The following is a 14,144-nucleotide window of genomic DNA, read 5'->3' on the forward strand; positions in this document are numbered from 1 at the left end:
GTTAGGCCGCCGTCGTCGATGGCCAGAGCCGCTGCGGGTGCGTATAGACGGTGGCGCGCCCCGGCTTGCTGAAGCCCACCAGCGTCAGGTTGCTGCGTTCGGCTACTTCCACCGCCAGGCGGGTGGCGGCGGAAACGGCGAACAGGATCTCGACGCCGCACATGGCGGATTTTTGCACCATTTCATAGCTGGCGCGGCTCGACACCAGCGCTGCCCCTTGTGACCAGGCCTGTTGGCTGCGGTAACCCAGCAGTTTGTCGAGCGCCACGTGGCGCCCAACGTCTTCACATCCGCCGCTGAGCGCGCCGTCCGGCTGGATCCAGGCCGCCGCGTGGGTGCAGCCGGTCAATTTCCCCACCGTTTGCACCTCCTGCAGCTGCGCCAACGCTCGGTCGAGCAGGGCCAAATCGAAGCGTTGCGTGAAGGGCAGCGGCGCGATGGGGTGGGCGACCTCCTGCAGCTGCTCCACCCCGCAGACGCCGCAGCCGGTGCGGCCGGCCAGGCTGCGGCGCTTCTCTTTCAGCTGCATAAAGCGGCGGCTCGAGAGTTCCACATGCACTTCAATGCCGTTGCAGGCCGGCTGTTGACGGATATCGTAGATATCGTCGGGGGAGGCGATGATGCCTTCGGACAGCGAAAAACCGATGGCGAAGGCCGCCAGATCTTTCGGCGTCGCCATCATCACCACGTGGGAAATGCCGTTGTACACCAGGGCGACCGGCACTTCTTCCGCCAGCCAATCCTGCTGCGCCTGAGCCAGATCGTTGCGCTGCCAGACCGCGTGGCGCGACAGGCATTCCTGTTTGATATCGTCGGTTTCTGCGAGGAGTAGGTGCTTATTCATAACGTTCTCGTGACCGTCGGTGACGAGGCGCCGACGGGAGTGAATTCTTATTAGCAGGTGTGGGGATTATACAGGATCCTGATCCCGCTCGTGTAGGGAATGACACCCTGCCGGCGACCCCACCAGGTTATCCACAGTTTTGGTGGATAACGTGTGTGCAAGGGGCGGTGAAACGCTTAGCAGGCGTAAAAAAAAATCGTTCAGAAAATTATTATATTACGCGGGAAAGCGCGATCTGCAGGGGGATTGGGGGTTGCACGCATTCGCGTTTTGTTTATTCTTTACTGTATAAACATACAGTTTGGTTGTGATTATGCTGAGCAATTCAAGGTTGTATGCTTTTTCACCAGGTGAACCCCTGACGTTACCGCTGTTTGCCGATCGCGTGGCCTGCGGCTTTCCTTCCCCGGCGCAGGACTATGTCGAGAGCAGGCTGGACATCGGCAAGCTGCTGGTGCGGCACCCCAACGCCACCTACTTCGTGCGCGCCAGCGGCGAGATGGAGCGTGCAGGATGGATCAGGCACTACCGACAGATTAAGAAACTGAGTATCCGAGAAACAGCAGACGCGACAGGCTACAGTACTTCCCAAGTTTGTCGCATTCAGGCCTTCTATAAAGAAAGAAGTTGAGACTGATTAAAAAGCAGCCTTAATGTACAATAATTTTCGATATCCAAACTGACCCCATGAACAATCAATGAGTTAGAGGTAAAAGATGATTTCATACAAAAAAACCATACCTGCTCTTGTCATATTCGCTTTATCTAATGCTGTGGCATATGCGAATGATTTCGACAAATCAAACGAAGCGATGGCAATTTCAGCAATAGGTTTTTCTGGCTCAAATGCTCGTGTTGCACATGATGTTTGTGGGGCAACCAATGAGAAAATTGATAAATATAAAAAACAAATAAAAGACTCATTAACTAGAACATTAAAGTATGAACAGTCAGGATTCGATACGCATTGGGATAATGGTTGGAAAAATGCTGATTTTTTGGTTAAGTCATTAAGTAATGATGAAGCCTATAAAAAAGAATATTGCCGAGAGGTTTTAGATGGAATTAATAATCCTGAAATGAATTAAGGATTATTCCTTATTCGGGGTTCTACGCCGGAACTCCAGATTTTTCCGTCCGCTAAAATTATCCTCGGTTGAGCAGCTTTATACCGTCAGCTCGCAGTGGACCATCAGGGGAAATGTGGCGGTACAGCGTTTGTCGGGTTATCCCAAGCTCCTGGCATAACGTACTGACTTTCGTCTCTGGCCGTCCCATTGATGCCATTGCCAGTCGCAATTTTATTGGCGTCATTTTGTAAGGCCGTCCGCCGTTCCTCCCGTGAGGCAAGGCCTGCCGCTGTTCTTTGCGGCGCTGTACGCAGCAGAGACCGAGGGCCGCGCGCGACTGGCTCGACACCCGCTTAGTCCCGCCCTCTGGTCAAATGCAGGCTGACGTGTACAGCCTGCAGGCAGAGGATTTCGTCTGGCAACCGGTATCGCCCGCCGTCGGCGCCGTTCGCAATGACAATCCCTCACTCATCCTGCCCATCGATACGCCAACGGTCTGAGTGCCGCATTATCCACAGTTTTGGTGGGTATCATGTGTGTAAACACACGCGAAGAATGCCAAAAGCTGCAGGAAAAATCACTCAGAAAATTATTATATTACGCGGGAAAGCGCGATCCGCAGGGGGATTGGGGGTTGCACGCGTTCGCGTTTTGTTTATGCTTTACTGTATAAATATACAGTTTGGTTATGATTATGCTGAGCAATTCAAGGTTGTATGCTTTTTCACCAGGTGAACCCCTGACGTTACCGCTGTTTGCCGATCGCGTGGCCTGCGGCTTTCCTTCCCCGGCGCAGGACTATGTCGAGAGCAGGCTGGATATCGGCAAGCTGCTGGTGCGGCACCCCAACGCCACCTATTTCGTGCGCGCCAGCGGCGAATCGATGATCGACGGCAATATCCAGGACGGCGATCTGCTGATCGTCGACAGCGCCCTGACGCCGGAGCACGGCAATATCGTGATCGCCGCGGTGGACGGCGAATTCACCGTCAAAAAACTGCAGCGCCACCCCGACGTGCGGCTGTTGCCGATGAATCCCGCCTACGCGCCGATCGTGTTCGACGACGAGGCGCAGCTGGAGATCTTCGGCGTGGTGACCTTTATCGTCTACGCGGCGCGGTGACTTCGGCCCTTTTTTTCATTTTTTTTCTGCCCGATCTTTTCGTTGGCGTGACCTCTCTACTGAGTTTCCAGTTCAATACACTCAGGGGAATCCTTCATGGCCATAAAAAACAAGAACGGCGCAGGGCGTACGTTCACATCAGCCAAACGCATTACCGGGAAACGCGTCGCTATCGGGATAGGATGCGCACTATCGGGCATGCTCACCTCCGCGATGGCAGCACCCGGTGCGTCGGCACCACCCTCGGCGGTCGAACAGCCCGCTATCCTTTCCTTCGCCATTCCCGCCGGTGATCTGGCGCCCGCCTTGCAGACGGCGGCCGCTAAGGCCGCCGTGATAGTGATTTTCACGCCCGAACAGACGCGTGGAAAAAGCACCGCGGGCCTGCAGGGACATTATCGTCTCACCGACGCGTTCGATACGCTGTTGGCGGGCAGCGGATTGCGCGCTCAGCAAACTGCGCAGGGATATCGGTTGGTCGACGCCGGGCCGGTTCAGCCGTTGACGATACCGGAACTGTCGGTGGTCGGCGGTTTGTCCGACAGCGTCGCCGCCGGCCGTTCGGTGCTGGATAAAGAAGACATCGAACGCGTACAGGCCGATAACATCGCCAGCCTGCTCGATCGTCTGCCCGGGGTAGGGATGGCGGGATCGCCGCGCCCGGGGGGCCAAAGCCTGAATATCTGGGGCATGGGCGACATGGAAGATGTGAAGGTGGTGCTGGACGGCGCGCCGAAGGGATTTGAGAAATATCGGCAGGGTTCGGTATTCATTGAACCCGAATTGCTGAAAAAGGTTGAGGTCGATAAGGGGCCGCACAATCTGTTGAACGGCAATGGCGGCTTTGGCGGGACCATTACGCTGGAGACCAAAGATGCCGGGGATATGCTGCTGCCGGGCGAAGATTTTGGCGGCTTGCTGAAGTACAGCTACCACACCAACGATCGCCAGGGCATTTACAGCGGTGCGTTGTACGGCCGTACGCCGGAAGGATTCGCCGACGGTTTGATCTACATGAGCAAGCGTGACGGCGGTAACCTGAAGCGACCTGACGGCACGCGCTTTGCCTATTCCGCCAACGATCAGGCTTCCTACCTGTTAAAAACCAATATTTATCTGAGCGAGGCGCAAACCCTGACGCTGTCGGCGATGCGTTCGGACTCCGATGGCTGGCAGCCTTTTGCCGCCAAGCGGGACGATATCGCTGCGCCCAGCCAGGCGGATATCGATAAATATGGCCGGGAAGAAGCGTGGCGCCGCATTCTGGTGTATCGCGACCAGACGGACACTAATTACTCGGTGAAATGGAATCTGGCGCCGGAAGCGCAGCCGTTGCTGAATCTGACGCTGTCTTATGCCTATTCGAAGACAGAGCAGCATGACAAGCGGCCGGATTCCGCGTCAAAGTTCAGCTATCTCGGTACGCTGGGCAATGAAAGCTGGGTGAACTATACCGATCGGCAGTTTGACGTCAGCAATGAAAGCCGTTTCGCCAGCGGGCCGCTGGAGCACAAGCTGTTGCTCGGCGCGCGTTGGCATAAACATCAGCGCGATACCCTGATGTATTACCCCTCGCAGGTGAAAAACGCCAGTTACAACTACGGCTATTTCCAACCGTATTATATGCCGGCGGGCGAACAGGAAACCCGCAGCGTTTATCTGCAGGATGCGGTCAGCTTCGGCAGCCTGACCGTGACGCCGGGCGTGCGTTACGATCATGTGACCAATACCGGGCAACCGAACCGGGCGCCGCGCTATAACGACAGCGATCCGCTTGTGGGCCATGATTACAGCAGCGTGACCTATACCGGCTGGTCGCCGCATTTGGGCGTGATGTGGAAAGCGACGTCGAATCTGTCCCTGTTTGCCGACGTTAGCCGCACCTGGCGCGCCCCGGTGATCGACGAACAGTACGAAGTGCAATACGCCGCTTCCAGCGTGCCCGGCACCAGCCGCGGCCTGCAGGTGGAACGCATGACGGGCGTTCGTCTCGGCGCGGTGCTGGACTTCAACGATGTGTTGATGGCGCGAGACAGTCTGCAGATCCGCACTACGTTGTTCCGCAATCGCGGCAAGGACGAGATTTTCTATCGTCGCGGCGTAGTGTGCGACGCCGCACGGCACGGGGGCCAATGTGGGCAACCGTTGTCGAACTATCGCAACTTGCCGGGCTATACCATTGAGGGCGTGGAGCTCGAATCGTTTTATGACAGCGAAAGCCTGTTCGGCAGCCTGTCGTTCTCCTCGATTCGCGGCAAACGCGACGCTTCACCGCGCGATCCGTGGGGCAACGAAACCTGGATTGCCGAAATTCCACCCGTTACGGCACACGCGATGCTGGGCATGAAAGTGCCGCAGTGGGACATGGCCTTCGGCTGGACCGGCGATTTCGTGCGTAAACAGGATCGTTCACCGGCCGACGGCGATCCGATGGCCGTTGTCTGGGCGCTGCCGAAAACGTCGGGTTATGCATTGCACGGCCTGTTCGCCTCGTGGCAACCCAGCGGTTTGCAGGGCTTCGAAGCTCGCGTCGCGGTGGACAACCTGTTCAACCGCGATTATTACCCTTACCTGGGCGAGTCGGTGTCCGGCGTAGGGCGCAACATCAAGTTTAGCGTTAGTCAACGTTTCTGAATATCCTGCTGACAGGGGCCATTTCGGCCCCTTTTCACGTTTTCTCTCCCGTATTTCCCTACTTTTTCGCCGTTTATAAATCATCAGCAATCGCTTGACACAGAAGTTACAATTTTAAAATAATAATAATTATCATTTTCAATCTCATTATCAATTGGTGTCACCGAATGGCAAGGAAAGAGGCCGCGGCAGCCAACGGGTTTGCTCAACAGCTTTACCTTGAGCATCACAGTTGGCTATGCCATTGGCTGAGACAGAAGGTCGGGTGCGCGCATCACGCCGAAGACCTGGCGCAGGATACGTTCATCAGTATTTTACTGAGCCCGCAGTTGCTTGCCATTCGGCAACCACGCCCCTTCCTGGCGACCGTGGCGCGCCGGCTGGTGGCGAATTATTACCGGCGTAAAACAATCGAAGAGAGCTATCTGCAGGCCTTGAGCGAGCTGCCGACGATCGAGGCGCCCTCGCCGGAAGTCCGTCAACAAACCCTCGAAATGCTCGAACAGTTGGATCAGGCGTTGGACGGATTGCCGGCGCACGTCCGCGAGGCTTTCCTGTTGGCGCACCTGCAGGGCATGCGTTATTGCGACATCGCTGAACGTTTGCGGGTGTCGACCAGCTCGGTGAAACAATATCTGCAGCGCGCCAATTTGCACTGTTTCTTTGCATTGGCGGCGTAACGGCAAGTGCGGAACCCATGATGGAATCGGATATCGATCGGCAGAGCGCGCGTGAGGCCGCCGCCTGGTTAACCCAGCTGATGTCGGAAGAGGCAAGCGATGCGGATAGGGAAAACTGGCGGCGTTGGTATCAGGCGAAACCGGAAAATGAACGCGCCTGGCGGCATATCGCCGCGTTTTCATCCCGTTTTTCTCTGCTTAACGGGGCGGCGGCGCAGCGTAGTCTGTCGCAGTTGCCGAACCCGCAACGCCGCCGGTTGCTGAGAAGCCTGGCGGCCATCGGCGTGGTGGGGACGGTTGGCATCGGTTCTGGCGCGCTGCCCTGGCGCCCCTGGCTGGCGGATTACCGCACGGCGGTGGGGGAGCAGCAAACCGTCGCGTTGGCGGATGGCGCGCAGTTGATGTTGAACACGCAAACGGCGGTCAACGTCAGCCGTCAGCAGGCCGCATTGCTGGAGGGCGAAATGATGGTGAATCTGCCGCCGGAAAGCGGCGCGTTGACGGTGAGGCTGCCGCAGGGTGAGATCGTGACGCAGGCTGCTCGCTTCAGCGTTCGCCTGTGGGAAACCTACAGTGAGATCGCCGTTTATCTTGGCCGCGTCACGATCCTTTCGCCGGCGCATCGGAACGCGGTGCTCAACGCCGGTCAGGGTGGCAGATTAAGCCGGCAAGGCATTGGCGAACCGTATCGCGTGACGCAAGAGCCCGGTTGGCGGCAGGGCATGCTGCTGGCCGACAACATGCGGCTGGACGACTTCCTGATGGAGCTGGGGCGTTATCGCCAGGGTATTATTCGCTGCCGGCCGGAGGTCGCCGGCCTGCGGCTCTCCGGCGCGTTCCCGCTGGCTGACCCCGAGCGCGTCATTGCGGCACTGCCCGGCGCGCTGCCGGTTAGGGTAAATATGCTGTCAAAATACTTCATTACCGTATCCTAAAGTTTTTTACTCTGCCATTAGGGTATTTCCTTTTCGATTGACCTGTTCTTTCTCGTTCCCTGCCCGGTACCGCGTGCCTAAACGACCTTTCTGACATACCCCGACTGCCGTTGACCGCCGCGTACGTTGGTCTGTTTTACGCTTAACCTGAGTACCGTTTCCTATGTTCAATCACAACGTATTATCTGGCGATTTCTCTTTACCACCAACAGGCGGGCGATGGCGCTGGGCTACCGCCAATGTGTTGGCGTTGGGTCTGCATGGTGCGTTGTGGCTTGGGCTCGGTTATCACCTGATGCCACCGCTGCTGCCCGCGGCGCAACCGATGGTGTTGATGATGGTTGCCGAGCAGGCTGAATCGACCCCCAGCGCGGAGCCGATGCCGACCGGCGTGCGCCAGGTGCAGGCGGTGGCGCAACGGCAGGCCAATCGGGAACCGGAGGCGGCGATGCCTCCGCTGATTCATGCGCCGCGTGCGACGGAGCGGCAGAGCAAGGCTAAAGGGCAACGGAACGACCCCATCAGACCGAAGACGGAACCGCCGCGCCCAAGGCAAGCGGAACAGGAAAATATAGCGTCTGCAAGCTCAAGAGCATCAAGCACCAGCGCGCCGCCGTCTCTGGACGGAAAGCGTGTTGCCGCGCCGCAAACCAGCGTGGCGTCACAGCCGAGCCAGGATGCCTCGGTCTGGAGTGGCCTGCTGTTGGCGCATTTGAGCCGTTTCAAACGCTACCCGGCCCTGGCGGTACGCCAACAGCGCCAGGGGGTTGTTCAGGTTGCTGTGACGTTGGATCGGCAGGGGAACGTGCTGGGCGTGAAGCTATTGCGATCGAGTGGGGTTGCTTCGCTGGATCGGGAGGCGCTTCAGTTACCGCAGCGCGCTTCTCCACTGCCTGCGCCCGGCAATGAGATCGCAGCGGGGCAGGCGGAATTCAGCGTGACCATTCCGATTCGTTTCGATCTGCGTGAAGTTCGCCGTTAATGAAAAACTCGGTTCCAGGTAAACGGAGGCTGAGTTAAAAGCCAAAGTGCATCAATCGGATAGCAGCGATGTGGCGGTTTCTACTTGATCGTCGCCAGAAAAATACAAATACTGTATGCATAAACAGTAAATTGGTGCCGTTATGAATAACAACCCACTGACGATGAAAGGTCGGTAACCATGTTCGCTCTGGTGGACGTCAACAGCTTCTATGCCTCCTGCGAGACCATCTTTCGGCCCGATCTGCGCGGGCAGCCGGTGATCGTGCTGTCCAACAACGACGGCTGTGTGATCGCCCGTAGCGCCGAGGCGAAGGCATTGGGCGTGCCGATGGGCGCGCCTTATTTCAAAATCAAAGAGGAGATGCGCCGCCGCAACGTCGCGGTGTTCTCCTCCAACTACGCGCTGTACGCCGATATGTCCCGCCGGGTGATGGATACGCTGGAAGAGATGGCGCCGGCGGTGGAGATCTACTCGCTGGACGAAGCCTTTCTGCGGCTGGACGGCGTGGCGCATTGCGAAGCGCTGGAGCCGTTCGGCCAGCGGGTGCGCGATCGCATCCGGCGCGAGCTGCATTTGACGGTCGGGGTCGGCATTGCGCCGAGCAAAACGCTGGCCAAGCTGGCCAACTTCGCCGCCAAGAAATGGCGCGGTACCGGCGGTGTGGTGGATTTATCCGATCCGGCGCGCCAGCGCAAACTGCTGGCGTTGCTCCCGGTGGAAGAGGTGTGGGGCGTGGGCCGCCGCCTGACTCGCCAGCTGCAGGCGATGGGCATTCACACCGCGCTGCAGCTGGCGGACTGCGATACCCGGCTGGCGCGTAAAACCTTCAGCGTGGTGCTGGAGCGCACGATACGCGAGCTGCGCGGCGAATCGTGCCTGCGGTGGGAAGATGAGGCGGCCGCCAAAGAGCAGATCATCTGCTCCCGCTCGTTCGGCCAGCGGCTGACGCACTACCCGCACATGCGCGAGGCGATCTGCAGCTATGCCGAACGCGCCGCCGAAAAGCTGCGGCAGGAAAAGCGCTACTGCCGCAACGTGTCGGTATTTATCAAAACCAGCCCGCATTCGGCGGGCGAAGGGTATTACAGCAATATGGGCACCGCCCGGCTGCAAACGCCGAGCAACGACAGCCGCGACATCATCGCCATGGCGGTGCGCGCGCTGGAAAGCATCTGGCAGGAAGGGCGGCGTTACCTGAAGGGCGGCGTGGTGCTGGGGGATTTCAGCGCCGCCGCCATGGCGCAGATCGATCTGTTCGACGACTGCCCACCGCGCCGCAACAGCGAGCGGCTGATGGCGACCCTCGATCGCCTGAATCAGGAGGGGCGCGGGCGTGTATGGTTCGCCGGGCAGGGGATCGTCAAGCCGTGGCAAATGAAGCGCGACATGCTGTCGCCGGCCTACACCACTCGGTTGGTGGACATCCCGGTGGCGCGGTTGGGGGAGCGGGCGCCGCGCACCGCCGAATCGAAGGAAGAAAAACGCCGCGGGTGACAACCGGCGGCGCGGGTAGGCTGCGCGTTACTTCACCGCCGCCGGGTCCGGCTTATCGGGGGCGATGCCATACAGCACCATGGCGCGGTTGACCTCGCTGCGGGCGATACGGCCTTCGTCAGCCAGCAGTTTCAACGCGGCGAGCGCGATGAAATGGCGGTTGACCTCGAAGAACTCACGCAGCGCCTCGCGGGTGTCCGATCGGCCAAAGCCGTCGGTGCCCAAGGCGATAAAGGGACGGTCGGGCAAGAACGGCTTGATCTGATCGCCGACGATCTTCATATAGTCCGTCACCACCACCACCGGGCCGGGATGTGCCGCCAGCAGGCTCTGGATATAAGGAACTTTCGGCGGATCTTCCGGATGCAGCAGGTTCCAGCGTTCGGCCGCCATGCCGTTGCGGCGTAGCTCGCTCAGGCTGGTGGCGCTCCAGATATCGCTGGCGACGCCAAAGTCCGCTGCCAGCAGCTCCGCCGCCGCCAGCGCCTCGCGCATGATGGCGCCGCTGGCGACCAGCTGAGCGCGCGGGCCCTCTTGGTTTGCCGTTTCGTTCTGTTTGAGCAAATACGCCCCTTGGATAATCCCGTCCTCAACGCCAGCCGGCATCGGCGGCTGCGGGTAGCCCTCGTTGAGCAAGGTGATGTAGTAGTAAATATCCTCTTGTTCAACGAACATCCTGCGCATGCCGCTCTGGACGATCACCGCGAGTTCATAGGCATAGGTCGGATCGTAGGAGACGCAGCTGGGAATGACGGAAGACAGCACGTGGCTGTGGCCATCGTCATGCTGCAAGCCTTCGCCCATCAGGGTGGTTCTGCCGGAGGTGGCACCGAGCAAGAAACCCTTGGTGCGTGCGTCGGCGGCCGCCCAGGCGAGATCGCCCACCCGTTGCAGCCCGAACATCGAGTAGAAGATATAAAACGGGATCGTCGTGACATCGTGGTTGCTGTAGGCGGTGCCGGCGGCGATCCAGGTCGATATCGCACCGGATTCGTTGATGCCCTCCTGCAAAATCTGGCCGTCTTTGGCCTCTTTATAGTAGCTGAGCTGCCCGGCGTCTTGCGGGGTATACAGCTGGCCGAGCCAGGAATGGATGCCAATCTGGCGGAACAGGCCTTCCATGCCGAACGTGCGCGACTCGTCCGGCACGATGGGCACAATCAGTTTGCCGATGTTGGCGTCTTTGAGCAGCGCGCCGAGGATATTGACGAAAGCCATGGTGGTCGACATGTTGCGTTCGCCGCTGCCCTTCAGGAGGCCGTCGAAGCGCGATAGTTCCGGTATCGCCAGCGGAGCGGATTGGCCGAAGCGGGCAGGGATGTAGCCGCCCAGCGCGGTGCGCGTCGCGGTGATGTACTTCGCCGCCGCGCTGTCGGGCTCGGGCTTCAGGTAAGGGATCTCTGCCAGTTGGGCGTCGGAGATTGTCAGCCCTAAACGGTCGCGGAAGGCCTTCACCGCATCCTGGCTCATTTTTTTCAGCTGGTGGTTGATGTTCTGCCCTTCACCGGCTTCCCCCATGCCAAACCCTTTGACGGTCTTGGCCAGCACCACCGTCGGCCTGCCCGTGGTATGCACCGCCTGATGGTAGGCGGCGTACACCTTTTGCGGATCGTGGCCGCCGCGGTGCAGCGCCCAGATCTCATCGTCGCTCAGGTCGGCGACCAGCTCGAGCAATGCCGGGTACTTGCCGAAGAAATGCTCCCGCACATAGGCGCCGCTTTGCGACTTGAAGGTTTGGTAATCGCCGTCGACGCACTCCATCATGCGCTGCATCAGCAGCCCGGAGCGGTCTTTTTGCAGCAGCTTGTCCCAGCCGCTGCCCCAGATCACCTTGATCACCTGCCAGCCGGCGGCTTTGAAAGTGCCTTCCAGCTCTTGAATGATCTTGCCGTTGCCGCGCACGGGGCCATCCAGCCGCTGCAGGTTGCAGTTCACGACGAAGATCAGGTTATCGAGTTTTTCTCGCCCGCCCAGCGCAATCGCCGCCAGCGATTCCGGCTGATCCATCTCGCCGTCGCCGAGAAAGGCCCACACCTTTCTCCCCTGGTGCGGTTTCAGTTCGCGGTATTCCAGATAGCGCATGTAGCGCGCCTGGTAGGCGGCGGTCAGCGGCCCCAGCCCCATTGACACGGTGGGATATTGCCAGAAATCCGGCATCAGCCGCGGGTGCGGGTAGGAGGAGAGGCCGCGGCGTGTGGATTCGCGGCGAAAGTTGTCGAGCAACTCCTCGTCGATGCGGCCTTCGAGATAGGCGCGGCCATAAATGCCGGGGGCGGAATGGCCCTGGATATACACCATGTCGCCGGCGAAATCATCGGTGCGCCCGCGGAAGAAATGCGTGAACCCCACATCGTAAAGCACTGCGGCCGACTGGTAGGTGGCGATATGTCCGCCGACGTTGGAGTGTTTGCCGGCGCGCAGCACCATCGCCATGGCGTTCCAGCGAATAAACGCATTGATGCGTGCTTCAGCGGCCAGATCGCCGGGATACGTCGGTTGCTTATAGGCCGGGATCGTATTCACGTAGGGCGTGGTGACCAGGCTGAAGAAATCACCGTGCTTGCGCTGATCGGCTTCGGCCATTCTTGCCAACAAAAAATGCGCGCGTTCACGGCCGTCGATGTCAGCGACACCTTCAAATGCCTCAAGCCATTCAGCCGTCTCTTGTGGGTCAAGATCTGCTTTTACCGCGGGTTGGTTCATAAAAGCTCCAAATGTACTTACCTGATAAGGCGCTGAGCGATACAGGAATTCAGTGAATTGCAAGTGCAAGAATTGCAAATGCAACAATAGCGAAAGCCACTCTATCCCTTTACAATTGCAATTGCAACTCACCGGTTTTGACGAGAAAAATGACATGAAAGATAAACAACCCGACCTGTGGTTCTCCTTTGTGCGCGCGCATCGGGCGATTATCAGAAAGATAGAGACGAAGTTGTCGGAAGCGGGGCTGCCGGTTTACGCCTGGTATGACGTGTTATGGGGATTAGAAAGCGGGGAAAACGGCACGCGCCGCATGCATGAGCTGGCGGACGTGTTGGTGATTGAGCGTTACAACCTGACCCGCCTGATGGATCGCCTGGAAAAAGAGCGGCTGGTTACGCGCTTTCGCTCCGACGACGATCGCCGGGCCTCCTTCGCCACCATCACCGAGGAAGGCAAGGCCCTGCGGAAAAAGATGTGGGAGATCTACCGCACGGTGGTCAAAACCCACTTTCTCAACCAGTTCAGCGAAGAAGAGATCGCACGCTTCTCCGACGCGTTGGACAACGCGATGCAGCTGGCCAGAGAGTGATCAGGCATCGGGTGTGGTGATGTGCAGAACGCGTAGCGCATCGGCGATCAGCGCCGAAGGGATTTTCTGCTCGTCGGCCAGCAGTTTGAGGGCGCAGAGCGCAATCCATTCCGCCTGCGGGTAGTGGATTTCGCCGCGCACCCGTGAATCTGAGCCCACCGCGGCAAAGCGCGCGGGAATGAATCGCCTGAGCTGGTTGGCAATCAGGTGCGAATAGTCAGTGACGGCAACGACGGGGACATTCCCGGCGCCCAGGCACGCTTTCAGATGGCATTCGCCGCCGCTGTCCTGGCGCTGCATGTCGGCGAGTTCGGCGTCCTGCGCCAACCGCGTGTAGCTGGGGCAGCTCCAGATTTCAGATGCAATCCCCCAGTTTTTCAACATCTCGGCCGCCTGCTGAACGCGGGCGAGCGCTCGGCCGGCACCGCACAAGCGAATCTGCAACGGCGAGTCTGCCGCGGCGGCGACGCGATACATTCCCTTGAACGCCTGTTCTGCGACAAACGGTTCCCCTGAAGAGAGGGTGCCATTGTCTGCGTTGGTCGCGAGATACACCATCTTCCTCGCTCCCTCCAGATAGAGCGCGCGCAGGGCATGGTGGAGTATCGCGCCGGTTTCCCGGGCATTGGCCGGATCGAAGGGCAACCAGCCCGGCATGGCCGTGAGCTGAAGCGGGAACCAGGCCTGCACGCCTTTCGGCAAATCGGCACTGCCGGTATCCGCATCGCTGATGAAAATCCCCTTGCGATTGGTTTCCGGCTCAAGCCCGCGGAGCATGTCCACCGAGGGCGTGTTGACGACGTAAAACAGCGGTTTTTCATAGCGTCCGGATTGATGGCCAAACCAGAGCGGCCAGGCCGTGGCGTAATGGGAACTCGGCGGCTCAGCGCGCCTTCTGCCGTCGATAAGCCAGATGTCGCCGCTGGCGTTAAGTTCGCCCAGGGCTTGCGCCGTCCAGGCGGTGGAAGAGGGACACGCGGCGCCGGTTTGCTGATAGGCGGTGGCCATCCTGCGGATACAGGCCTCGGCCAGCGTTAGGGTACCGGCTGCTGCTGCGGGCATTGTTATAGGTTGAGGCGACATG

At 59.1% G+C, this 14,144-nt stretch carries 11 protein-coding genes and 2 pseudogenes; 10 read left to right on the top strand and 3 right to left on the bottom strand.

The features are described from left to right. Position 1: 1 nt before the first annotated feature. The gene (fdhD, locus tag ACYF6X_RS05065; RefSeq protein WP_130017244.1) at positions 2-844 is read right to left on the bottom strand and encodes a formate dehydrogenase accessory sulfurtransferase FdhD; all 843 of its coding nucleotides are present in this window, start codon (positions 842-844) and stop codon (positions 2-4) included. Between the two features lie 313 nt (positions 845-1,157). On the opposite strand from fdhD, the pseudogene ACYF6X_RS05070 reads away from it, so the two are divergent. The 9 genes and pseudogenes from ACYF6X_RS05070 to umuC form a co-directional block, all read left to right on the top strand. Continuing rightward, positions 1,158-1,343, top strand: a pseudogene (locus tag ACYF6X_RS05070) (S24/S26 family peptidase); the annotation flags it as partial. Positions 1,344-1,560: 217 nt separating this feature from the next. Then, positions 1,561-1,932, top strand: a complete 372-nt coding sequence (locus ACYF6X_RS05075; RefSeq protein ID WP_126171699.1) for a hypothetical protein — start codon at positions 1,561-1,563, stop codon at positions 1,930-1,932. Between the two features lie 302 nt (positions 1,933-2,234). Continuing rightward, positions 2,235-2,414, top strand: a pseudogene (locus ACYF6X_RS05080) (SOS response-associated peptidase family protein); the annotation flags it as partial. A gap of 188 nt (positions 2,415-2,602) precedes the next feature. Next, a complete protein-coding gene (gene umuD / locus ACYF6X_RS05085; protein WP_033635060.1) occupies positions 2,603-3,037 on the top strand; it encodes a translesion error-prone DNA polymerase V autoproteolytic subunit in 435 nt (144 codons plus the stop codon). A gap of 96 nt (positions 3,038-3,133) precedes the next feature. Further along, positions 3,134-5,671, top strand: a complete 2,538-nt coding sequence (locus tag ACYF6X_RS05090) for a TonB-dependent receptor (protein ID WP_373275482.1) — start codon at positions 3,134-3,136, stop codon at positions 5,669-5,671. Between the two features lie 167 nt (positions 5,672-5,838). Further along, positions 5,839-6,351 carry a sigma-70 family RNA polymerase sigma factor gene (locus ACYF6X_RS05095; protein WP_063990452.1) on the top strand — a complete coding sequence of 171 codons (513 nt, stop codon included), beginning with the start codon at positions 5,839-5,841 and terminating at the stop codon, positions 6,349-6,351. A 17-nt stretch (positions 6,352-6,368) separates the two neighbouring features. Next, complete coding sequence (locus tag ACYF6X_RS05100; protein WP_130017245.1) at positions 6,369-7,286, top strand: FecR domain-containing protein; 918 nt, start codon at positions 6,369-6,371, stop codon at positions 7,284-7,286. A 250-nt stretch (positions 7,287-7,536) separates the two neighbouring features. Further along, positions 7,537-8,268, top strand: coding sequence for an energy transducer TonB (locus ACYF6X_RS05105; protein ID WP_242512506.1), 732 nt, complete (start codon positions 7,537-7,539; stop codon positions 8,266-8,268). Positions 8,269-8,448: 180 nt separating this feature from the next. Then, positions 8,449-9,765 carry a translesion error-prone DNA polymerase V subunit UmuC gene (gene umuC / locus ACYF6X_RS05110; RefSeq protein WP_107226413.1) on the top strand — a complete coding sequence of 439 codons (1,317 nt, stop codon included), beginning with the start codon at positions 8,449-8,451 and terminating at the stop codon, positions 9,763-9,765. Between the two features lie 27 nt (positions 9,766-9,792). On the opposite strand, the gene aceE is transcribed toward umuC, so the two are convergent. Then, positions 9,793-12,468 carry a pyruvate dehydrogenase (acetyl-transferring), homodimeric type gene (gene aceE, locus ACYF6X_RS05115; RefSeq protein ID WP_130017246.1) on the bottom strand — a complete coding sequence of 892 codons (2,676 nt, stop codon included), beginning with the start codon at positions 12,466-12,468 and terminating at the stop codon, positions 9,793-9,795. Between the two features lie 154 nt (positions 12,469-12,622). Between aceE and ACYF6X_RS05120 the strand changes: the two genes are divergently transcribed. Then, positions 12,623-13,060 carry a MarR family winged helix-turn-helix transcriptional regulator gene (locus ACYF6X_RS05120; protein ID WP_063990368.1) on the top strand — a complete coding sequence of 146 codons (438 nt, stop codon included), beginning with the start codon at positions 12,623-12,625 and terminating at the stop codon, positions 13,058-13,060. On the opposite strand, the gene ACYF6X_RS05125 is transcribed toward ACYF6X_RS05120, so the two are convergent. Further along, positions 13,061-14,143, bottom strand: a complete 1,083-nt coding sequence (locus ACYF6X_RS05125; RefSeq protein WP_130017247.1) for a transketolase-like TK C-terminal-containing protein — start codon at positions 14,141-14,143, stop codon at positions 13,061-13,063. Position 14,144: the final 1 nt, after the last annotated feature.

The sequence above is a fragment of the Serratia sp. ID 25-353 genome, assembly GCF_054792795.1.